The sequence below is a fragment of the Kitasatospora sp. NPDC017646 genome, assembly GCF_044329365.1.
Classification (GTDB): Bacteria; Actinomycetota; Actinomycetes; order Streptomycetales; family Streptomycetaceae; genus Kitasatospora.
The window spans coordinates 102,944-123,531 of sequence record NZ_JBIRJC010000019.1 but is presented as its reverse complement, the minus strand read 5'-3'; the positions used below and the strand labels follow the sequence as shown (position 1 = coordinate 123,531).

Here is a 20,588-nt window from a genome sequence, read left to right as displayed (position 1 = left end):
GGGACGTTATCGCGTCGCGCCGGGCTCGGTCTCCCCGGTATCCGCTCCGCCGGTATCCGGGCTGTCCTCGGCGGAATCCTCGCCGGGCGGATCGGACGGGAACAGTGCCGCCACCCGCAACGCGTCCCGCAGTGCCTCGCGTTGCTCGGGGGACATCAGGCCGAAGAAGTGCACCAGGGCCGCGGCCGGATTGTCACTGGTGGCCCAGGCGTCGTTCATCAGAGCCGCCGTGTACGCCTCGCGCGAGGAGACCGGTTCATATCGATAGGCCCGGCCGGCCCGCTCGCGGCGCAACCAGCCCTTTCTGTGCAGCTTGTCCAGGACGGTCATCACCGTGGTGTACGCGATTTCGCGTTCCGACTGCAGATCCAGGAGAACCTCGCGAACCGTCACCGGTCGGTTCCACTGCCACACCCGGGTCATGATGGCGTTCTCAAGTTCGCCGAGTTGCCGGACCATAGTGCGGCCAGGATAGGGAGTGAATGGGGCAAAGCTTGTGAAGTGCGCCAAACCGGCGCGCCGCCACCCCCGGGAATCGGGAATGGCGGCGCGCGGGTCGCTCGGGAGGGCGGACGGCGTCAGTCGATCAGTCGACGTCTTCCTTGGCCTTCTGGGCCCCGCCCTGGCTGCGGATGATCGCCCGCACCAGGAACCCGAAGCCGATCGCCATGACCAGCGGCGGCACGATCGCGCTGACGTAGTCCATCAGGTCACTCCTCCTCGGTCTTCTCCGCCGTCGCGGCGGAAGCCTTCGGCTCCGGCTTCACCAGCGGGAAGAGCACGGTCTCCCGGATGTTCTTGCCGGTCAGCAGCATGATCAGGCGGTCCACGCCGAGACCGAGGCCACCGGTCGGGGGCATCGCGTACTCCAGGGCGCGCAGGAAGTCCTCGTCCACCTGCATCGCCTCGACGTCGCCGCCCGCGGCCAGCAGGGACTGGGCGGTGAGGCGGGCGCGCTGCTCGACCGGGTCGACCAGCTCGGAGTAGGCGGTGCCGATCTCGGTGCCGAAGATCACCAGGTCCCACTTCTCGGCCACGCCGGCGACCGAGCGGTGCTGGCGGGTCAGCGGGGAGACCTCGGTCGGGTAGTCCTTGATGAAGGTCGGCCGGACGGCGTTCTCCTCCAGCAGGCGCTCGACCATCTCCAGCACGATCTGACCGTGGCCCCAGTTCTTCTCGAACGGGATGCCGTGCTCGGTGGCCAACGCGCGCAGCTCCTCGACGCCGGTCTCCGGGGTGACCTCGACGCCCAGGTGGGCGGAGATGCCCGGGTAGACGCTGACCTCCTCCCACGGCTCGGCCAGGTCGATCTCGTGCTCCACGCCGTGCGGGTCCAGGCCCTTGATCACGGTGGTGCCCAGGGCGTCCCGCGCGGCGTTGACGATCGTCTCGCGGATCAGCTCGGCCTGGGTGTCGTAGTCGCCGTAGGCCTCGTACGACTCCAGCGAGGTGAACTCCGGGTTGTGGGTGGAGTCCGCGCCCTCGTTGCGGAAGTTGCGGTTGATCTCGAAGACCTTCTCGGCGCCGCCGACCACCAGCCGCTTGAGGTACAGCTCGGGCGCGATGCGCATGTAGAGGTCGATGTCGTACGCGTTGATGTGCGTCTTGAACGGCCGGGCGTTGGCGCCGCCGTGCACCGGCTGCAGCATCGGGGTCTCGACCTCGATGTAGCCGCGGTCCTCGTAGGTGCGGCGGATCGAGCGGACGACCTTGCTGCGCAGGTGCAGGATCTCGCGGGCCTCGGGGTTCACGATCAGGTCGACGTAGCGCTGGCGGACCCGGGCCTCCGGGTCGGTCAGGCCCTTGTGCTTGTCCGGCAGCGGACGCAGGCACTTGGCGGTGAGCTCCCAGCGGTCCACCATCACCGACAGCTCGCCGCGCTTGGAGGTGATCACCTCGCCCTCGACGCCGACCTGGTCGCCCAGGTCGATGTCCGACTTCCAGGCCGCCAGCCGCTCGGCGCCGAGCTTGTCCAGGGAGAGCATCACCTGGAGGTCGCCGGTGCCGTCACGCAGGGTGGCGAAGCAGAGCTTGCCGCCGGTGCGGGAGAGGATCACCCGGCCGGTGATGCCGGCGCGCTCACCGGTGGCGGTGTCGGCCTCCAGGTCCGGGTGCTTGGCACGCAGGTCCGCGATGGTGCTGGTGCGGGGGAAGCCGACCGGGTACGGGTCGACGCCGGCCGCCCGGAGCCGGTCCAGCTTCTCGCGCCGGACGCGCATCTGCTCGGGAAGGTCGTCGGTCGCGGGAATCACGCTCTGATCGCTCACCCCACAAGGGTAGCCAGCCGTACACCGTGCTCCGCGTCGGGATGGACGGAGGGGAGGCCGTCGGGTCGACGGCCTCCCCTCCGGGGGTCGGGCGGTTCAGCCGGTGCCGGTGCGCAGTTCGATCTCGTCCGGGGTCTCCTCGGCCGGTTCGGCCGGTTCGGCCGCGCGGGCCGGGGGCTTGGGACGGCGGCCGAAGAGTTCGGCCGGGGTGGGCATCCGGTGCGGGCGGGGCGGGGTCGGCGTGGCGGCGGGCTGCTCCGGGCGGGAGTCCCGGGAGTCGGTGCTGCTCATCGTGGTCCGTCCTCCTACAGGGGTGGTGAGACTGCTCGGGGGTGCGGCGGGGTTCGGTACGGCCACCAGGTGGCGCGGGGGCCCGGCGGTGAGCGCGAGCCGTTCGCGCACGGCGGCCTCGGCCAGCGCGTGGCAGCGTCCGGCCAGCCGGGAGCGGCGGGCCCGTTCGCCGTGGCCGCAGGGCTGGCGCGTCAGCCCGCGCAGCGCGGTGAGGTCCTCGGGCCCGGGCAGGTAGCCGTCGGTCACGGCCTCCTCCAGTCGCTCCAGGTAGCCGGGGGTGCTGCCGGGCAGGGCGGAGCGGTAGCGGCCGAGGTCGGCGAGCAGGAAGGCGCGCAGCCGGCCGCCCTCCTGGACGGCCTCGTCGATCGCTTCGGTCAGGCGCAGGGCGTCCTGGACGTCCTCCGCCCACAGCTCGGCGCCCGGCCCGGCGAACGCCGTCCGGTCGGGCCCCTGGAGGTGGACGGGAACGGCGGGGTGCAGGGCTTGGGCGAGGGCTCGGCGCAGCACGCGGACTTCGTCGGCGCTGAAGGCCATGCCGCCGCGCGATCCGTGTGGCGTAGGCATGGGCTGACACTACGTGAGGAATATCCGATTTGTCGGTAACGTCGCGCCGAATTCCGCACGATCGGCCCGACGGGACCAGGGCCTGCCCGGCGGATCCCGCCGGACGGGCCCTCGCCGGTCAGCTGGGCCGGTTGCGCTCGTACACCAGGCGCAGGCCGATCAGGGTCAGCCAGGGCTCGTGGACGTCGATGGTGGTGGCCTCGCCGAGGACCAGCGGGGCGAGGCCGCCGGTGGCGATCACCTGGACGTCGTCCGGGTCCTTGGCCAGCTCCCGGGCCATCCGCTCGACCAGGCCGTCGACCTGTCCGGCGAAGCCGTAGAGGATGCCGGACTGCATGCCCTCGACGGTGTTCTTGCCGATCACGTTGCGCGGGCGGGCCAGCTCGATCTTGCGCAGCTGGGCGCCGCGGACGCCGAGCGCCTCGACGGAGATCTCGATGCCGGGGGCGATCGCGCCGCCGACGTAGTCGCCGCGGGCGTTGACGGCGTCGAAGGTGGTCGCGGTGCCGAAGTCGACCACGATGCACGGGCCGCCGTACAGGTGGTTGGCGGCCAGCGCGTTGACGATCCGGTCGGCGCCGACCTCCTTGGGGTTGTCCATCAGGACGTGCACCCCGGTCTTCACGCCGGGCTCCACGATCACCGCGGGGACGTCGCCGTAGTAGCGGCGGGTCACCTCGCGGAGCTCGTGGAGCACGGCGGGGACGGACGAGCAGATCGCCAGGCCCTCCACCGCGGCCTCCCGGACCGCGGTGTGGTTGCCCATCAACCCCTGCAGCAGCACCGCCAGTTCATCGGCCGTGCGGCGCGGATCGGTGGAGATCCGCCAGTGTTCCACCACTTCCTCGCCGTCGAACAGGCCGAGCGTGGTCTGGGTGTTGCCGACGTCGATGGTGAGGAGCACGGGGACGCTTTCTGCGAGTCGGGACGGGGTCGGGGCAGGGACTGCTCTCGACCTGACGGTCAGGCGCGCAGGTCCAGGCCGATGTCCAGGACCGGCGAGGAGTGGGTCAGCGCGCCCACGGCCAGGTAGTCCACACCAGTCTGGGCGACCTCGCGCGCGCTGGCCAGGGTCAGTCCGCCGGAGGCCTCCAGCTTCGCCCGGCCGGCCACCAGGGCGACGGCCTCCTTCAGCTGCTCCACGGAGAAGTTGTCCAGCAGGATCAGGTCGGCCCCGGCCTCCAGCACCGGCGCGATCTGCTCCACCGCGTCCACCTCGACCTCGACCGGCAGCTCCGGGTACGCGGCCCGGACGGCCCGGAAGGCCTCGGCCACGCCGCCGGCCGCCACCACGTGGTTGTCCTTCACCAGGGCGGCGTCCGAGAGCGCCATCCGGTGGTTGGCGCCGCCGCCGCAGCGCACCGCGAACTTCTCCAGAGCGCGCAGGCCCGGGGTGGTCTTGCGGGTGTCCCGGACGACGGCGCCGGTGCCCTCCAGGGCGTCCGCCCAGGCCCGGGTCGCGGTGGCGATGCCGGACAGGTGGCAGAGCAGGTTGAGCGCGCTGCGCTCGGCGGTCAGCAGGTCGCGGGTGCGGGAGCGGACCGACAGCAGGACCTGTCCGGCCTCCACCCGGTCGCCGTCCTCGACGTGCCGCTCGACCTCGAACTCCTCCTCGCAGACCAGCGAGACGACGGCCTCGGCGACCCGCAGACCGGCCACCACGCCGGCCTGGCGGGCGGTGAAGTCGGCGGTCGCGACGGCGTCGGCGGGCACGGTGGCCACCGAGGTGACGTCCTCGCCGCCGGCCAGGTCCTCGGCCAGCGCCAGGGTGGCGATGTCCTCGACCTCGATCGGGTCGAGTCCGGCCTGCTCCAGCAGCTCGGCGAGCTGCGGGTCCAGACCGGTCTCGTAGCCCTCGCCGTCCCCGCAGGCGCAGCCGTCGCCGCAGCCGCCCTGGTCGGCCAGGGGGAGTTCCTCGTGGGAGTGGGTCATGGTTCTACTGCTCCTCAGGGGTGCTGACGGGGTCGCCGGAGGCGGCGAGAGTGGTGATCAGGTGGCGCCGCCAGTGGGCGTCGTCGCGCTCGGGGAAGTCCTCGCGCCAGTGGCAGCCGCGGGTCTCCTCGCGCTGCGCCGCGGCCGCGACCAGGGCGGTGGCGACCAGCAGCAGGTTGGCGGCCTCCCAGGTCTCCACCCGGGGGTCGGCCGGCTTCTCCTCGGCCGCGTGCGAGTGGGCCTGCCCGGCGACCAGGGCGAGCCCGGCCGCGGCGTCGGCCATCGAGGCGGCGGAGCGCAGCACGCCCACGCCGCGCGACATCAGGCGCTGGACCTCGGCCCGCGCCTCGGACGGCGGCAGCGGCACCGGGTGGGCGGCCCGGGCGGCGGCGACGTCCACCGTGCGCTCGGGCAGCTCGCCGGCCGCGTGCCGGCCGGCGAGGTCGGCGGCGATCCGCTCGGCGAAGACCAGGCCCTCCAGCAGCGAGTTGGAGGCCAGCCGGTTGGCGCCGTGCACGCCGGTGCAGGCGACCTCGCCGCAGGCGTACAGGCCCGGGACGCTGGTGCGGCCCCGCCGGTCGGTGCGGACGCCGCCGGAGGCGTAGTGCGCGGCCGGGGCGACCGGGATCGGTGCGGTGACCGGGTCGATGCCGTGTGCACGGCAGGAGGCCAGGATGGTCGGGAAGCGGTGCTCCCACATCTCGGCGCCGAAGTGCCGCCCGTCCAGGAACATGTGCTCGGCGCCCTGCTCCTGCATGCGCCGGGTGATCGCCTTGGCGACGATGTCGCGCGGGGCCAGCTCGGCCAGCTCGTGCTGCCCGACCATGAAGCGGACGCCGTCGGCGTCCACCAGGTGGGCGCCCTCGCCGCGCACCGCCTCGGAGACCAGCGGCTGCTGTCCCTCGGCCTCCGGGCCGAGCCAGAGCACGGTGGGGTGGAACTGGACGAACTCCAGGTCGGTGACGGCGGCGCCGGCCCGCAGCGCCAGCGCCACGCCGTCGCCGGTGGAGACCGCCGGGTTGGTGGTGGCGGAGAACACCTGGCCCATGCCGCCGGTGGCGAGCACCACCGCGCGGGCCCGGACGGCGCCGACGCCGTCGCGCTGGCCCTCGCCCATCACGTGCAGGGTCAGCCCGGCCGCGTGGCCCTCGGCGTCGGTCAGCAGGTCGAGGACGAGCGCGTGCTCGATCAGCTCGATCTCGGGGGCGGCGCGGACGGCGGAGACCAGGGCACGCGATATCTCGGCGCCGGTCGCGTCCCCGCCCGCGTGGACGATCCGGTCGCGGTGGTGGCCGCCCTCGCGGGTCAGCAGGATCTCGCCGTCCTCGCCGCGGTCGAACAGGGCGCCGGCGGCGATCAGCCGACGGACGGCGTCCGGGCCCTCGGTGACCAGGGTGCGGACGGCCTCCTCGTCACAGATCCCGGCGCCGGCCACCAGGGTGTCGGCCAGGTGCTGCTCGGGGGTGTCCCCCTCGCCCAGGGCGGCGGCCACGCCGCCCTGGGCCCAGCGGGTCGAGCCCTCGTCCAGCATCGCCTTGGTGACCACCATGGCCCGCAGGCCGGCCTTGCGGACGTTGAGGGCGACGGTGAGACCGGCGACCCCGGAGCCGACCACGACCACGTCGGTGGTGGCGGTCCAACCGGGGGTCGGGGCGGTGAGGCGATGGGTAACGGACATGGCTCAGTGGCTCCTTCAGCGCGTGGCCGCGGTGGCCGCGCCGTCCTCGCCACCGTACGCCTGGTCACCGCGCAGCAGTCCGGTGCCCTCCTGGGCCTCGGCGGGGTCCCCGCCCAGGCCGGTGATCCGGTTGTGCTCGTCCACGAACACGACCTTCGGCTCGTAGCCCTTGGCCTCGGCCGTGTCCATCTGCCCGTAGGCGATGAGTATGACCAGGTCGCCCGGGTGGACCAGGCGGGCGGCGGCGCCGTTGATGCCGATCACGCCGGTGCCGCGCGGGCCGGCGATGGTGTAGGTCTCCAGCCGGGCGCCGTTGTTGATGTCGACGATGTGGACCAGCTCGCCGGGGAGCAGGTCGGCGGCGTCGAGCAGGTCCTCGTCCACCGTGACGGAGCCGACGTAGTGCAGGTCGGCCTGGGTCACGGTGGCCCGGTGGATCTTGGACTTGAGCATGGTGCGGAGCATTGCGGGTCACGCCTCCTGTGAGTGCATGCCTGAAGGGCTTCTTGCTGCCGGGACGCAGCGGGTTCTCAGCGAACGATGATGCGGACGTTGTCGATCAGGCGGGTCGAGCCCACCTTCGCGGCGACGGCCAGCACCGCCTCGCCCTGGAAGTCGTCCGCCGCCTCGGTGAAGTCGTGCGGGTCGATCAGGGCGAGGTAGTCAAGGGTGACGCCCTCGGCGCCGTCCAGGACGGCCGCGGCGGCCTCGCGCACGGCCTTCGGGCCCTGGGCGGCGACATCCCGGCCGGCGAACAGGGCCCTGGACAGGGCGAGGGCGTGACCGCGCTCCTCCTCGGAGAGGTAGCGGTTGCGCGAGGACAGCGCCAGGCCGTCCTCCTCGCGGACGGTCGGAACGCCGACGACCTCGACGTCGAAGTCCAGGTCGGCGACCATCCGCTGGATGACCGCCAGCTGCTGGGCGTCCTTCTCCCCGAAGAAGGCGAAGTCCGGGTCCGTGATGTGCAGCAGCTTGGCGACGACGGTCAGCACGCCGTCGAAGTGGCCGGGCCGGGTGGCGCCCTCGAAGCGGTCGCCCATCGGGCCGGCCGCCAGGCGCACCTGCGGCTCGCCGTTCGGGTAGACCTCGTCCACGGACGGCGCGAAGACCACGTCGGCGCCGTTCTCCTCGGCCAGCTTCACGTCGTCGTCGAGGGTGCGCGGGTAGCGCTCCAGGTCCTCGGACGGGCCGAACTGCAGCGGGTTGACGAAGACCGTCACCGCGACCCGGCCGTCCCGGCCGACCTGGTTGCGGGCGGCCCGGATCAGCGCGGCGTGGCCCTCGTGCAGCGCGCCCATGGTCATCACCACGGCGTTGTCCACCGGGCTCTCGTCCGGCCAGAACGCGGCCTCGAAGTCGTCCACGGTGCGGGTGACGACGGCCCGGTGGACCTTCGGCGTCCGCTGGGGCTTGCTCGGCTGCTTACCGCGTGCCATCTCTACCGCTTCTCCTCGTTCAGTACGTCCAGCAGCGCCGCCGCCGACGCGTCGTCGATCGTTCCGTTGGCGAGCGCCCGCTGCGCCGTGGCGCGGGCCATCGCCCTGTAGGCCGCCGGGATGTCCGGGGACACCGTACTGAGCTGGGCCAGGTGGCGCCGTACGGTGCCCGCGTCGCCCCGGGCGACCGGGCCGGTGAGGGCCGCGTCGCCGGAGCGCAGGCTGTTGTCCAGCGCGGCGCCGAGCAGCGGGCCGAGCATCCGGCCGGGCTCGGCGACGCCGGCCGTGCGCAGCAGCTCGACGGCCTGGGCGACCAGGGTGACCAGGTGGTTCGCGCCGTGCGCGAGGGCGGTGTGGTAGAGCGGGCGGACCTCCTCGGGCACCCACTCGGGCTCGCCGCCCATCTCCACCACCAGGGCCTCGGCGACCGGTCGCAGCTCCTCGGGGGCGGTCACGCCGAACGGGCAGCCGGCCAGCCGGGCCAGGTCGACGGAGGTGCCGGCGAAGGTCATCGCGGGGTGCAGGGCCAGCGGCAGCGCCCCGGCCCGGGTGGCGGGCTCCAGGATGCCGACGCCGTGCGCGCCGGAGGTGTGCACCAGCAGCTGGCCGGGGCGGACGGCGCCGGTGGCGGCCAGGCCGGACACCAGGTCGGCCAGGGCGTCGTCCGGGACGGTCAGCAGGACCAGGTCGGCGGCGGCCATGACCTGCGGCGGGGTGACGATCCGCACACCCGGCAGCAGGGCGTCGGCGCGGCGCCGGGAGGCGGCGGACACCCCGGAGGCGGCGACCACGGTGTGCCCGGCGAGCTGCAGCGCGGCGCCCAGTGCCGGGCCGACCCGGCCGGTGCCGATCACGCCGACCGCGAGCCGCGCCGGGCGGTTGCCGGGGTCGCTGGGATCACCGAGCGGTGCGAACTCACCGAAGTCGCCGAAGTCGGACGAACCCATGTCCACCCTTGTCCTGAATGACCGTTCCAGTCCTCAACGGGTACCGGACGTACCGCCCCAGTGTACGGGCGCGTCAGTCCGCCGACCCGGCCCGGATCAGTCCGGCCTCGTACGCCAGCACCACGGCCTGGACCCGGTCGCGCAGCCCCAGCTTGGCCAGGATCCGGCCGACGTGGGTCTTCACGGTGGCCTCGGAGAGCACCAGCCGGGCCGCGATCTCGCCGTTCGACAGCCCCTGGGCGACCAGCAGGAACACCTCCCGCTCGCGCTCGGTCAGTGGACCGAGGACGTCCGAGCCGGGCGCGCTCTGCGGGGTGGGCAGCACCTCGGCGAAGCGGTCGATCATCCGGCGGGTGGTGGTCGGGGCGACCACGGCGTCCCCGCCGTGCACCGCGCGGATCGCGGCCACCAGCTCGGTCGGCGGGACGTCCTTGAGCAGGAAGCCGCTGGCCCCGGCCTTGAGCGCGGCGAAGGCGTACTCGTCCAGGTCGAAGGTGGTGAGGATGAGCACGTGCGGGGCGTTCGGCAGCGGGCTGCCGTCCTCGGCCAGGCAGATCCGGCGGGTCGCCTGCACCCCGTCCAGGCGCGGCATCCGGACGTCCATGAGGATCACGTCCACCGGCGTGCGCCGCAGCAGTTCCAGGGCCTGGGCGCCGTCGCCCGCCTCGGCGGCGATCTCGATGTCGCCCTGCGACTGGAGGATCATCCGGAAGCCGGTGCGCAGCAGCTCCTGGTCGTCGACGAGCATCACGCGGATGGTCAAAGGGGGCTCCTAAGAGGGGTTAGTGCGCCGCCTTGAGCGGGAGGACGGCGCGGATCCGGAAGCCGCCGCCGGGGCGGGGGCCCACGTCGAGGCTGCCGCTGACCATGCCGACCCGCTCGCGCATGCCGATCAGGCCGTGGCCCAGACCGTCCGCGCCGCCGGCGGTCAGTTGCTCGTCGGTGCTGCCGCGGCCGTCGTCCTCCACCAGGACGGCCAGCTCGCGTTCGCCGAAGTCGACCGCGACCCGGGCGTGGGCGTCGGGGCCGCCGTGCTTGCGGACGTTGGTCAGCGCCTCCTGGACGATCCGGTAGACCGTCAGCTCGACGCCGCGCGGCAGCTCGCGCGGGTGCCCGGAGGTCGCGTAGTCCACGGCCAGCCCGGCCGTCCGGACCTGCTCCAGAAGGTCCGGCAGCTCTTCGACACCCGGCTGCGGGACGTACTCCTCGGCGGTGTCGGCGGTGCGCAGCACGCCCAGCAGGCGGCGCATCTCGACCAGGGCCTGCCGTCCGGTGGAGGCGATCGTGCCGAGCGCCTCCTTCGCCTGCTGCGGGGAGTTGTCGAGGACGTAGGCGGCGCCGTCGGCCTGGACGATCATCACCGAGACGTTGTGCGCGACCACGTCGTGCAGCTCGCGGGCGATCCGGGCCCGTTCGGCCGCGACCGCCACCTTGGACTGGGCGTCCCGCTCGCGCTCCAGCCGCGCCGCGCGGTCCTCCAGCTCGGTCAGGTAGGCGCGGCGCACCCGGGTCAGCCGGCCCCACGCCCAGCAGAGGATGAACGGGGTGCTCATCAGGAGGGTGATCAGCGCCGCCTCGCCCAGGCCGTACGGGCGGGAGACGTAGATCCCGGTGTGGTCCGTGGAGGTCTTCACCAGGTGCATCCGCCAGAACACCAGCGGCCCGGCGGCGAGCCCCGCGACCAGCGCGAGCCGGGAGGTCCACTTCTGGCCGAAGGCGGCGCCGGTGTAGGCGAAGACCAGGTAGGCGATGGAGGAGGCGCCCGGGTCGATGTCGGCGGCCACCTGGCCGACGGCGACCCCGGTGGCCGCGGCCACGGTGACGTCCGGGTAACGCCGGCGGAAGACCATCAGCAGCGGCAGCAGCACCGCGACCAGGATCACGGAGTCGTGTCGCCAGCCGGTGTCGGGGACGCTGCCGTCCGGGAGCAGGCCCAGGAGGAGAACGATCGACGCCCAGGCGGCGTCGACCACCATCGGGTGACGGCGGAGCCAGGCGTTGAGTCGATGCACCTCTCCAGCCTAGGCAGTCGGGGAAGGTGCCCAGGTCCGCCGGTAGGGCGATCCGTCCTACTCCGTAGGTCGGAGACGTCCCGGTTCCGGTTGGGAGGCCCCCGCTCCGATCAGAGAGGCCCGGTAACGTCCCGCCCCATGACTTGGATGCGGTGGGCGCCCGCCATGGAACGGGCCCTGTACGACCCGGAGGGCGGCTTCTACCGCAGGCCGGAGGGCCCGGCAGGGCACTTCCGCACCTCGGTGCACGCCTCGCCCCGGTTCGCCCGTGCGGTGGCCCGGCTGCTGCTGGAGGTTGACGAGGCCCTCGGTCGTCCGGAGGAGCTGGCCCTGGTGGACGTCGGGGCCGGGCGCGGCGAGCTGCTGACCGGCGTGCTGGCCGAGCTGCCCGGCGAGGTGCTGGCCCGGCTGCGCCCGTACGGCGTGGAGCTCGCGGAGCGTCCGGGCGGGCTCTCGTCCACAGTCCTGTGGACGACGGAGCCGCCGCGCGGCGCGACCGGGCTGCTGTTCGCCAACGAATGGCTGGACAACGTGCCGCTGGACGCCGGGGAGGTGGACGGGGACGGGGTGCTGCGCTACCGCGAGGTGGACACCGCGACCGGCGAGGAGCGCCTGGGCGAGCCGGTCTCGGCGGCGGACGCGGCCTGGGCCGCGCGCTGGTGGCCGGTCGCGGAGCCCGGGGAGGTGGTGGAGTTCGGCGGGCCCCGGGACGCCGCCTGGGCGCGGGCCGTGGCCGGGCTGGAGCGCGGACTGGCCGTCGCTGTCGACTACGGGCACACGGCGGGGCGGCGGCCGCCGTTCGGCACCTTCACCGGTTTCCGGGACGGCCGGGAGGTGGCCCCGGTGCCGGACGGGTCCTGTGACGTGACCGCGCACGTCGCGCTGGACGCCGTCGCCGTGCCCGGTCTCCACAGCCTGTGGACGACCCAGCGCGAGGCCCTGCGCGCGCTCGGGGTCAGCGGCGGGCGTCCGCCGCTGGCGCTCGCCTCCACCGACCCGGCGGCCTACCTGCGGGCGCTGAGCGACGCGGGGGAGGGGGCCGAGCTCACCGACCCGGCGGGGCTGGGCGGCTTCGGCTGGGTCCTGCAGGCCGTCCGCATGCCGCCCCTTGACGTTTTCGAGAGGGCGGAAAGCCTCGGTGGGCTGCCGGGATGGCAGACTCTGGGGTCATGAGGGAGACGACGGTCGGCATCGGGGCGGGAGCCGAGAACTTCACCGGCGAGGCGGGCGCCACCGACATGGTGCTCAACATCGGCCCGCAGCACCCGGCCACCCACGGCGTGCTGCGGCTGCGGCTGCTGCTCGACGGCGAGCGGATCGTCACCGCCGAGCCGGTGATCGGCTACATGCACCGGGGCGCGGAGAAGCTGTTCGAGGCCCGCGACTACCGGCAGATCATCATGCTGGCCAACCGGCACGACTGGCTCTCCGCCTTCTCCAACGAACTCGGCGTCGTGCTCGGCGTCGAGCGGATGCTCGGCATGGAGGTCCCCGAGCGGGCGGTGTGGGTCCGCACCCTGCTCGCCGAGCTCAACCGGGTGCTCAACCACCTGATGTTCCTCGGCTCCTACCCGCTGGAGCTGGGCGGGATCACCCCGATCTTCCACGCCTTCACCGGCCGCGAGGACCTCCAGCACGTGCTGGAGGAGGCCTCCGGCGGCCGGATGCACTACATGTTCAACCGGGTCGGCGGCCTCAAGGAGGACCTCCCGGCCGGCTGGCTCGGCAGGGTCCGCACCGCGGTCGCCACCGTCCGCTCGCAGATGCCGGTCTTCGAGGACCTCGTCCTCGGCAACGAGATCTTCCGCGCCCGCACCGCCGGCGTCGGCGTCCTCACCAGGGCCCAGGCCGAGGCGTACGGGGTCAGCGGCCCGATCGCCCGGGCCAGCGGCCTCGACCTCGACCTGCGCCGCGACGAGCCCTACCTCGCGTACGGCTCCGAGGAACTGCGGCAGGTGCTCACCGTGGTCACCCGCGAGGAGGGCGACTGCCTGGCCCGCTTCGAGTGCCTGCTGGAGCAGACGCTCAACGCGCTGGACCTCGCCGACGCCTGCCTCGACAAGCTCGCCACCCTGCCCCCCGGCCCGGTCAACCAGCGGCTGCCCAAGGTGCTCAAGGCACCCGAGGGCAGCACCTACGCGTGGACCGAGAACCCGCTCGGGATCAACGGCTACTACCTGGTCTCGCGCGGCGACAAGACGCCGTGGCGGCTCAAGCTGCGCTCGGCGTCCTTCAACAACATCCAGGCGCTGACCGAACTGCTGCCCGGGACGCTGGTGGCGGACATGGTGGCGATCCTCGGGTCGATGTTCTTCGTGGTCGGCGACATCGACAAGTAGGCCGCTACTTCTTCTTCCTGGCCGGGTCCGCCGGGTGCGGGGCCACCTTGCGGTCGCCCTTGGTGGCGATCCGCTCCTCGCACAGCCGGGCCAGCACCTCGTACGCCTCCCTGCCCATCAGCTCGGTGAGCTCGGGGCGGTAGCTGACGTACACCGGCTCCGCGCCCTGGTGGGCGGCCGGGGCGCCGGTGCACCACCAGTGCAGGTCGTGGCCGCCCGGGCCCCAGCCGCGGCGGTCGTACTCGCCGATCGAGACCTGGAGGTAGCGGGTGTCGTCGGGGCGGTCGATCCAGTCGTAGGTGCGGCGGATCGGCAGCTGCCAGCAGACGTCCGGCTTGGTCTCCAGAGGCTCCCGGCCCTCCTTGAGGGCGAGCGCGTGCAAGGCGCAGCCGGCGCCGCCCGCGAAGCCGGGGCTGTTCACGAAGATGCAGGCGCCGTTGACCCGGCGGGTCTGGCGGTCGCCGTCCTCGTCCAGCATGGTGATGCCGCCGTCGGACCTGATCCGGCCCTTGGCGTCGGTGCCCTCGGCGAAGTTCTCCCACAGCTCGGGCGTCAGCCGCGCCGCGTGCTCCAGGACGCGCTTCTCGTCGTCCTCGTCCGAGTAGTGGGCGCCCAGGGTGCAGCAGCCGTCCGACTCGCCGCGGCCCTCGCGGATGCCGTGGCAGCCCTGGCCGAAGACGCAGGACCAGCGGGAGGTCAGCCAGGTGAGGTCGCAGCGGAAGACCTGCTCGTCGTCGGCGGGGTCGGCGAACTCGACCCAGGCGCGCGGGAAGTCGAGCGGGACCTCGTCGCGCGGGATCTCGCGGCGCAGGGTCGGCATCGCGAGGTCGACGGGGGCGGGGGAGGCCTCGGGCTTCGCCTTGGCCTTCTTCTTGGACGTTTCTGCTGGTGCCACCCGGCAAGGGTAGAGCTTCACGGGGCCGTACGGGCCGGTTGGGCGCTGCGGGTGGCGGGCGTGGGGCGGGTGTGGGGCGGGTGTGGGGCGGGCGTGGGGCGGGTGTGGGGCGGGCGTGGGGCGGGCCGCGAGCGGATCCGGTCGGGCTCCGGTCGGGGGTGAAGGCGGGGTGAAGAGGTCCGGCTGTCGGTGCGGGCGCGGCCGGACTGGTGCCTAGGATGGCGGCCAGTCCGCTACGGGGAGGTACGGGGATGGCAGGCGGCAGCACCGGGACGTCCGACGGCGGGAGCGGCGCGTTCGTCATCAAGCCGTGGGAACTGCACGGCGAGGGGCGGGAGTTCGAGAAGCTCGGACGCGAACTCGGCAAGGCCGTGAGCACCCTGGAGAAGGGCCTCGGCGCGCTCGGCACGCCCTGGGGCGCCGACCAGCCGGGCGGCGCGTTCGCCGCCGTGTACGGCCCGGCGCACGGTGAGCTCCTCGGCGGGCTGAGGGCGTTGGCCGGGCAGGTCGGGCAGGTCGGCACCGGGCTGCACACGATGGCGGAGCGGACCACGGACACCGACACCTCGACGGCGGACGGCTTCGGCGGGAGCCCGGGCTCCGTGACCGGCACGCCGGGGTCCGTCGCCCGGCCTGCGGTGTATTCGGGATCCGGGGCAACCCCGGGGGCGGCACCGGCCGTCCCCCAGGACATGTCGGTCTGAACGGCCCGGCTCGAAGGGGGAGAAGCGCGTGTCCCGGAAACTGCCCGAGGAACTGGTCCCGCTCCTGGCCAGGACCGGCCACCCGTGGCCGCAGGCCGACGAGGAGGCCCTGCGCAAGGCGGCCGCGCACTGGCGGGAGTTCGCCGCCGAGGCCGAGCGGATCACCCGCCGCGGCGGGGAGTCCGTCCAGCGGGTGGCCGCCGACAACTCCGGCCACGCCGTCGACTCCTTCACGGCGTACTGGCGGACGTACAGCGACGGCGGCAAGGGCCACCTGGAGGACGCGCACACGGCCGTCGGGCTGGTCGCCACCGCCTTCGACGCCGCGGCCCAGTCGGTCGACGGCTGCAAGGCCGAGATCATCGCCACCCTGCAGAACCTGGCCGCCGAGCTCGAGCAGGCCCGGGAGCAGGCCGCCGACGTGCGGCAGACCGCGGCCGTGGTCGCCGAGGACGCCGGGCGGACCGGGCGGACCGGGGCCTTCGGCGGACTGGAGAAGTCCGTCGCGGGCTTCGCGGACGGCGTGAAGAACGCGACCACCACGCAGGTCGCCGCGGGCGTCGAGGCCGTCGCGGTGGAGACCGCCGCGCTGAAGATCGCCGGGCTGCTCGTCGAACTCGGCCGCAGCATGAAGGACGCCCTGGCCGACGCGCTCAAGGAACCGGCCGCCGTCGCCCTGCTGCGGCTCGGCACCGCGTCCGGCACGGGCGTCACCACCGCCTCCTACCGCACCAAGGGCGGCTTCGACCCGCTCGCCGCCGGACTGCCCGCCGCCCTCGGCGAGCCCGGCGTGCTCGGCGGGGACGGCACCGGACTGATCGTCCTCTCCGGGCAGGACGGCAAGCCGCTGGTCGGCGTGCCCGGGCTCAGCGTCAAGCTCGACGACCACGGGCAGCCCGTCCTGGGCCCCGACGGCAAGCCGGTCATCCTGCGCCCCGACGGCACGCCGGTGGCCGACGCGGGCGGGCTGCTCGTCGTCACCGGGCCGGACGGCAAGCCGGTGGTCGGCGTGGCCGACCTGGCCGTCCGGCTGGACGCGCACGGGCAGCCGGTGCTCACCGACCCGAAGGGCGAGGACCTGCACGGGCTGCCGCTCGCCGACCTCACCGACGTCACCGACGTCACCGACGTCACCGACCCGCGCGACGCCGGGGGCGGTCCGAAGGTGCCGGGAGCGGTGCCGGCGTCGGCCGTGGTGCCGCCGGTGGACCCGACGGCGGTCCCTTCCGCGGTCTCCGCTTCGCTCCCCGCCGTGGACCCCGCCGTGGACCCGTCGGCGGTTCCGGCCGCCGTTCCCTCCGTGGCCCCGGCGGCCGATCCGGCGGTCCACACCGCGCCGGCCGCGACGTCGGGCCCCTCCTACGGCGGCTCGCACCGGGCCGTGACGGCCGCCGCCGACTGGTCGCCGCCGGCGCGGGACGACGGCCCGTCGGTACGGGTGACCGCGCACCAGGGCGGCGGACCGGTGGCGGCGAGCCGGTCCGACGGGGACTACCCCCTCCAGGCTCCCAGCCACAACGGCGGCAGCGGCGGCGTGCCGGTGACGGTGCGGACCGACTCGGTGAGCGCCCCGCCCGCGCCCGTCGCCCAGCCCTCCGTCGGCGGCCCGGCGTACGGCCCCGCGTACGGTCCGGCGTACGGTCCGACCCCGGACGCGCCCCCGGTCGTCCGGCCGGTCGGAGCGGTCGGCGTGCCCGGCCAGTTCGGGACACCGGCCTACTCGGGCGGCTACCCGGGGATCGGCACGGTCGGCGCCGTGGGCACCGTCGGACCCGGCCCGCTCGCGACCGGCGCCGGGTACCCGGCGCACGTGGCCGCGCCCTTCGGCAGCGGCATCGGCGCGGGCACGCCCGTCGGCGGCTCCCCTACCGCCGGCGCACCCGTGGCCGGCGGACCCCAGCCCGGGCCCGAGCCCCGACCGGGCGTGCCCCGCACCCCGGCGGGTGCCGCCCCGGGCCCGGCCGCCCCGGGCCCGGCCGCCCCGGCCGCCCCGGCCCCGGGCCCGGTCGAACCGCCGATCGTCGCCCCCGCCCCCGTCCTCGGCCGACCCGAGCCGCACCACACCGACGGCCGCCGCCGGGACAGCGCCGCCGCCCTCGCCGACCCGGCCCTCGCCTGGGGCGCCGTCCCGGTCGCCACCGCGCACGCCACGGCCCTCCGGCTCGCCCTGCGCGCCCGGCGCGGCCCGATCGCCGACGGCCCGGAACTCCGGCTGCGCACCATCGCGGACAGCCGCCCGTACGGCCTGCCCGGCGGACTCGGCCCGGTCGACCCCGAGCACCAGGCCGAACTCGAACGCCGGGTGCCGCGCGACGAGGACGGCCTGCCCGCCCGCCACCCCGACCCGGCCGCCGGCGGCTGGCCCGAAGCCGTCAACGCGGGCGGCTACGGTGAACCCGGCCGGGCCAACAACAGCATGGAGATCGCCCTCTCCGCCGTCGACACCTACACCGGTCACCCCACCTGCGCGGCCCCGCGCGTCCCCGCCGGGGGCGACGCCGGCGAACGGGGCGGCCGTGACCGCGCCGAACGCGAACTCGGCGCCCCCTTCCGCGACCTCGGCGACGGCGGCCAGGCCTTCACCCGTCTCGCCGACGAGCTCCGCCGCGCCGGCCACGGTGCCCAGGCCGTCCTCCTCACCCTCGACGCCTACGGCCGCCCCCACGCCTGGAACGCCGTCAACCACCAGGACACCGTCACCTACCTCGACCACCAGCTCGCCCGCCACAGCCCCACCCCCCTCCACCCCGCCACCCAGGGCCTCTGGGCCGTCGCCCTCACTCCGGAGGGCCGCCCCCTGGACCTGGTGGCGGTCGGGTGACTGTGGTGAACCGACCGTGCCAAGGCGCTTCGACCAGTCCACTCGAAGGATGCCGGAGACGTGGATCCGCAGCGGATCCTGCCCTTCGTTCACTGCGTACTCCACCAGTCCCGCATCACGGCGCAGCGGCGCCGAGTGCATACCGGGTCGGTCCGGTGCCGGCACGCTCAGGTGGCGGCAAGGCGTCCTCGCGGAGGTCGACCGGGGGCCGGAGGTTCCCGGTGGACGGGACCGGTACCGGTGCCGGCGTCCTCCCCCGGTGGACTCCGCCGGTAGCCGGCAGGGGTCGGATGATCGTGGGGTCCGAATCGATGAGGGGGGTGGACGGGTGATCTCGCGGGCGCAGGCGGTGGAGGCGGGGCATCGGTGGATCAACGGGGACCTGCCGCAGGGGGCCGGGGCGGTGCGCCGGGTGTGCGCGCACGAGTTCGAGCTCGGGTGGGTGGTGTGGGCGGAGCCGCCGCGGGTGGAGGTGGATCCGCGGACCGGGGAGCGGCGGGCGCCCGGGGAGGTGGGGGCCGGATGTGCCGTGGTGGACCGGGAGAGCGGGCGGTTCACGGTGTGGCCCTCGGTGCCGGTGGACGAAGTGGTCGGGCTCTACCGGGACTTCGTGGGCGCGGGCGGCTACGACCCGACCGGGCCGCCGGCCACCGGCCGGGGTGCCCGGGCCGAGCTGACGTACCGGGACGCCACCGGCGCGACCCGTGCGCTGGCGCTGCGTTCGTCCGCCGGGCTGCCGCATCCGGCGCTGCGCGGCTGGTGGTGGCTGCGCGAGCAGGGGATCCCGGCCGAGGACGTGCTGTCGGTGCGGACCGACCTGCGGCTGAGCGCCCTGCCCGGCGGCTACTGGTCCTACCTGCTGGCGGCCGAACTGCCGCACGCCCGACTGGAGTACGAGCTCCCGTACGGGCCGCGCTTCGACCACCGGGCAGCCGCCGTGCGGGGGTTGCCCGCCGTGCCGGACGGGCCGGGCCGCAACCGGGTGCCGTTCCCGCGCGCGGTGCCGCCGGCGCCGGGGGAGCCGGACGCCGCCCTGGCGGAGCGGCTGGTCCGGCGCTTCGGGCCGGCGGGCGTGCAGCGCTTCGACCCGGCGGACACGGCGCGCGCGCAACTGCCGGAGGAAGCGGCCGCGCTGCTGCTGGCGGCCGGTGTGCCGAAGGCGGTGGACGGGTTCTTCGCGCTGCACCACCCGGGAGCGGAGGCGATCGCGGACGGCTCCCGCCCCGGTACCGTCCTGCCGCCGCTCGCCCCGTACCTCGCGGCGCTGGGCCGCGGCACCCGGGTGGCCGAGCGGGAACGGTCGGCGCTCGCCGGGCAGCTGGTGCTGGGCACGGACGGCTGGGCGCTGATCACCCTGGGCACCGGACCGGGCACCGTCCGGGCGGTCGACCCGGACTACGCGACGGCCCGCCACTGCAACGCCGACCTGCGCGCCTTCGTCCGCTGCCTGGAGCTGTTCGCCGGCTGGTGGCCCACCCTGCGCGGGCTGGACCCGGCGGCCGCGGGCGCGGCGGTGGACGCCCTGCAGCGGGGACTGGCGGAGCTGGACGGTACGGTCTACGGCGATCCGGAGAACTGGTGGGCCGTCATCGTGGAACAGTTGTGGGACGGCCTGCTCTGATCGACCTCACGCAGCGGCTCCGGGAACCGGACACCGTCGCGGAGTTGTCAGAGCGGTCAGATGACCACGAACCAGGCGAGCCCGGAACCGGGCGCCCCGAGCCACCGAAGCAGCAGCTGGAGCACCGAGCCGTGACCGCCCCGCCCCGCGCCGCCCGAACGGCCGTCCTCGCCGCGCTCGCGGTCCTGGCCGCCGGCTGCGCCGAGGGCGGCGCCCCCGCGCTCCGGGCCCGTTCGGCCGTCGCGCCGGCGGTGTGCGGGGCCCCGGTGGTGATCGGCCACCGCGGTGCGCCGTTCAACGCGCCCGAGAACACCATGGCCTCCTTCGAGACCGCTCTCGACCAGGGCGCCGACTGGCTGGAGACCGACGTCCAGACCACCCGGGACGGCGTCCCGGTGCTGATGCACGACCCCACCGTGGACCGCACCACCGACGGCAAGGGCGCGGTCGCCGACCTGACCGCCGCCCAGGTCGCCGCCCTGCGGGTGACCGTCGGCCCCGGCCCGGCCCAGTCCGTCCCGACCCTGGAGGAACTGCTCACGCGGCTCTCCGACAGCAGTGCCACGCTGCTGATGGAGATCAAGTGGCAGCGCGCCGAGGACGTCGCCCGGATCGCCCGGATCGCGGCCGGCAGCAAGGCGCACGTCGTCCTGTACTCCTTCTCGGTCGACCACCTGCGCCAGGCCCACGCCGTGGCGCCCGCCCTGCCGGTGGTGCTGATCCAGAGCGGCGGGATCGCCGAGGACCCGAAGGACCTGAAGCTGAACGGGATCGCCCTGGACACCGGTCTGGCCACCGCGGCCCGCATCGCCGCCGAGCGCAGGGCCGGGCGCGAGGTCTACGTCTGGACGCTGGACGGCGAGGACGCCTGGCAGCTGATGGCCGCCCGGGACGCCGACGGTCTGATCACCGACACCCCGGGACCGGCCCGCCGCTGGGTGGACGCCAACTGCCGCACCGAGCACCGGGCCGGATCCCGCGGCCACTGACCGGCGATCACCGAACAACGGTCAGCGATCGCACCCGGAAAGGTTGGGAACGGTCGGAAACGACCAGGACCAGCGCGAATGCCGTCGCAACC

Annotated in this window: 18 protein-coding genes; 6 read left to right on the top strand and 12 right to left on the bottom strand. The window is 74.5% G+C overall.

Annotation, left to right across the window (positions count from 1 at the left end):
• Positions 1-6: 6 nt before the first annotated feature.
• From ACH4J0_RS27115 to ACH4J0_RS27065, 11 genes are all read right to left on the bottom strand, one after another.
• A complete protein-coding gene (locus ACH4J0_RS27115) occupies positions 7-459 on the bottom strand; it encodes a BlaI/MecI/CopY family transcriptional regulator (RefSeq protein ID WP_396243194.1) in 453 nt (150 codons plus the stop codon).
• 251 nt (positions 460-710) lie between these two features.
• Entirely contained in the window at positions 711-2,267 is a 1,557-nt protein-coding gene (gene lysX / locus ACH4J0_RS27110; protein WP_396243193.1) for a bifunctional lysylphosphatidylglycerol synthetase/lysine--tRNA ligase LysX, read from the bottom strand.
• A 96-nt stretch (positions 2,268-2,363) separates the two neighbouring features.
• Positions 2,364-3,122 (bottom strand): hypothetical protein, encoded by a 759-nt coding sequence (locus ACH4J0_RS27105; protein ID WP_396243192.1) that lies wholly within the window; start codon positions 3,120-3,122, stop codon positions 2,364-2,366.
• A 118-nt stretch (positions 3,123-3,240) separates the two neighbouring features.
• The gene (locus ACH4J0_RS27100) at positions 3,241-4,026 is read right to left on the bottom strand and encodes a type III pantothenate kinase (protein WP_396243191.1); all 786 of its coding nucleotides are present in this window, start codon (positions 4,024-4,026) and stop codon (positions 3,241-3,243) included.
• Between the two features lie 59 nt (positions 4,027-4,085).
• Positions 4,086-5,054 (bottom strand): carboxylating nicotinate-nucleotide diphosphorylase, encoded by a 969-nt coding sequence (nadC, locus tag ACH4J0_RS27095; protein ID WP_396243190.1) that lies wholly within the window; start codon positions 5,052-5,054, stop codon positions 4,086-4,088.
• A 4-nt stretch (positions 5,055-5,058) separates the two neighbouring features.
• Complete coding sequence (locus tag ACH4J0_RS27090; protein ID WP_396243189.1) at positions 5,059-6,732, bottom strand: L-aspartate oxidase; 1,674 nt, start codon at positions 6,730-6,732, stop codon at positions 5,059-5,061.
• 15 nt (positions 6,733-6,747) lie between these two features.
• Positions 6,748-7,197, bottom strand: coding sequence for an aspartate 1-decarboxylase (gene panD, locus ACH4J0_RS27085; protein WP_396243188.1), 450 nt, complete (start codon positions 7,195-7,197; stop codon positions 6,748-6,750).
• 65 nt (positions 7,198-7,262) lie between these two features.
• Positions 7,263-8,168 carry a pantoate--beta-alanine ligase gene (panC, locus tag ACH4J0_RS27080; RefSeq protein WP_396243187.1) on the bottom strand — a complete coding sequence of 302 codons (906 nt, stop codon included), beginning with the start codon at positions 8,166-8,168 and terminating at the stop codon, positions 7,263-7,265.
• Positions 8,169-8,170: 2 nt separating this feature from the next.
• Positions 8,171-9,115 carry a Rossmann-like and DUF2520 domain-containing protein gene (locus ACH4J0_RS27075; protein WP_396243186.1) on the bottom strand — a complete coding sequence of 315 codons (945 nt, stop codon included), beginning with the start codon at positions 9,113-9,115 and terminating at the stop codon, positions 8,171-8,173.
• 73 nt (positions 9,116-9,188) lie between these two features.
• Positions 9,189-9,878 carry a response regulator gene (locus tag ACH4J0_RS27070; RefSeq protein ID WP_396243185.1) on the bottom strand — a complete coding sequence of 230 codons (690 nt, stop codon included), beginning with the start codon at positions 9,876-9,878 and terminating at the stop codon, positions 9,189-9,191.
• Positions 9,879-9,897: 19 nt separating this feature from the next.
• Positions 9,898-11,127, bottom strand: a complete 1,230-nt coding sequence (locus tag ACH4J0_RS27065; RefSeq protein ID WP_396243184.1) for a sensor histidine kinase — start codon at positions 11,125-11,127, stop codon at positions 9,898-9,900.
• A gap of 138 nt (positions 11,128-11,265) precedes the next feature.
• Between ACH4J0_RS27065 and ACH4J0_RS27060 the strand changes: the two genes are divergently transcribed.
• Together ACH4J0_RS27060 and ACH4J0_RS27055 are read left to right on the top strand one after the other, a co-directional pair.
• The gene (locus ACH4J0_RS27060; protein ID WP_396243183.1) at positions 11,266-12,300 is read left to right on the top strand and encodes an SAM-dependent methyltransferase; all 1,035 of its coding nucleotides are present in this window, start codon (positions 11,266-11,268) and stop codon (positions 12,298-12,300) included.
• Entirely contained in the window at positions 12,297-13,466 is a 1,170-nt protein-coding gene (locus ACH4J0_RS27055; RefSeq protein ID WP_396243182.1) for an NADH-quinone oxidoreductase subunit D, read from the top strand. Before ACH4J0_RS27060 ends, ACH4J0_RS27055 begins: the two co-directional genes overlap by 4 nt.
• 4 nt (positions 13,467-13,470) lie before the next feature.
• Here the strand turns inward: ACH4J0_RS27055 and ACH4J0_RS27050 are convergent, their stop codons facing one another.
• Positions 13,471-14,286, bottom strand: coding sequence for a hypothetical protein (locus tag ACH4J0_RS27050; protein ID WP_396243231.1), 816 nt, complete (start codon positions 14,284-14,286; stop codon positions 13,471-13,473).
• Positions 14,287-14,612: 326 nt separating this feature from the next.
• On the opposite strand from ACH4J0_RS27050, the gene ACH4J0_RS27045 reads away from it, so the two are divergent.
• The 4 genes from ACH4J0_RS27045 (at position 14,613) to ACH4J0_RS27030 (ending at position 20,496) form a co-directional block, all read left to right on the top strand.
• The gene (locus ACH4J0_RS27045) at positions 14,613-15,065 is read left to right on the top strand and encodes a hypothetical protein (RefSeq protein WP_396243181.1); all 453 of its coding nucleotides are present in this window, start codon (positions 14,613-14,615) and stop codon (positions 15,063-15,065) included.
• 28 nt (positions 15,066-15,093) lie between these two features.
• Positions 15,094-17,886, top strand: a complete 2,793-nt coding sequence (locus tag ACH4J0_RS27040; protein WP_396243180.1) for a toxin glutamine deamidase domain-containing protein — start codon at positions 15,094-15,096, stop codon at positions 17,884-17,886.
• A 328-nt stretch (positions 17,887-18,214) separates the two neighbouring features.
• Positions 18,215-19,507 (top strand): SUKH-4 family immunity protein, encoded by a 1,293-nt coding sequence (locus ACH4J0_RS27035; RefSeq protein WP_396243179.1) that lies wholly within the window; start codon positions 18,215-18,217, stop codon positions 19,505-19,507.
• 131 nt (positions 19,508-19,638) lie between these two features.
• Positions 19,639-20,496, top strand: coding sequence for a glycerophosphodiester phosphodiesterase (locus ACH4J0_RS27030; RefSeq protein ID WP_396243178.1), 858 nt, complete (start codon positions 19,639-19,641; stop codon positions 20,494-20,496).
• Positions 20,497-20,588 lie beyond the last annotated feature (92 nt).

Bases quoted from the DNA above. Each gene is read 5' to 3' on its own strand.
- panC (WP_396243187.1), bottom strand. From the start codon at position 8,168: ATGGCACGCGGTAAGCAGCCGAGCAAGCCCCAGCGGACGCCGAAGGTC.
- ACH4J0_RS27075 (WP_396243186.1), bottom strand. From the start codon at position 9,115: ATGGGTTCGTCCGACTTCGGCGACTTCGGTGAGTTCGCACCGCTCGGT.
- ACH4J0_RS27105 (WP_396243192.1), bottom strand. From the start codon at position 3,122: ATGCCTACGCCACACGGATCGCGCGGCGGCATGGCCTTCAGCGCCGAC.
- ACH4J0_RS27045 (WP_396243181.1), top strand. From the start codon at position 14,613: ATGGCAGGCGGCAGCACCGGGACGTCCGACGGCGGGAGCGGCGCGTTC.
- panD (WP_396243188.1), bottom strand. From the start codon at position 7,197: ATGCTCCGCACCATGCTCAAGTCCAAGATCCACCGGGCCACCGTGACC.
- ACH4J0_RS27115 (WP_396243194.1), bottom strand. From the start codon at position 459: ATGGTCCGGCAACTCGGCGAACTTGAGAACGCCATCATGACCCGGGTG.
- ACH4J0_RS27060 (WP_396243183.1), top strand. From the start codon at position 11,266: ATGACTTGGATGCGGTGGGCGCCCGCCATGGAACGGGCCCTGTACGAC.
- nadC (WP_396243190.1), bottom strand. From the start codon at position 5,054: ATGACCCACTCCCACGAGGAACTCCCCCTGGCCGACCAGGGCGGCTGC.
- ACH4J0_RS27050 (WP_396243231.1), bottom strand. From the start codon at position 14,286: ATGCCGACCCTGCGCCGCGAGATCCCGCGCGACGAGGTCCCGCTCGAC.
- ACH4J0_RS27090 (WP_396243189.1), bottom strand. From the start codon at position 6,732: ATGTCCGTTACCCATCGCCTCACCGCCCCGACCCCCGGTTGGACCGCC.
- ACH4J0_RS27055 (WP_396243182.1), top strand. From the start codon at position 12,297: ATGAGGGAGACGACGGTCGGCATCGGGGCGGGAGCCGAGAACTTCACC.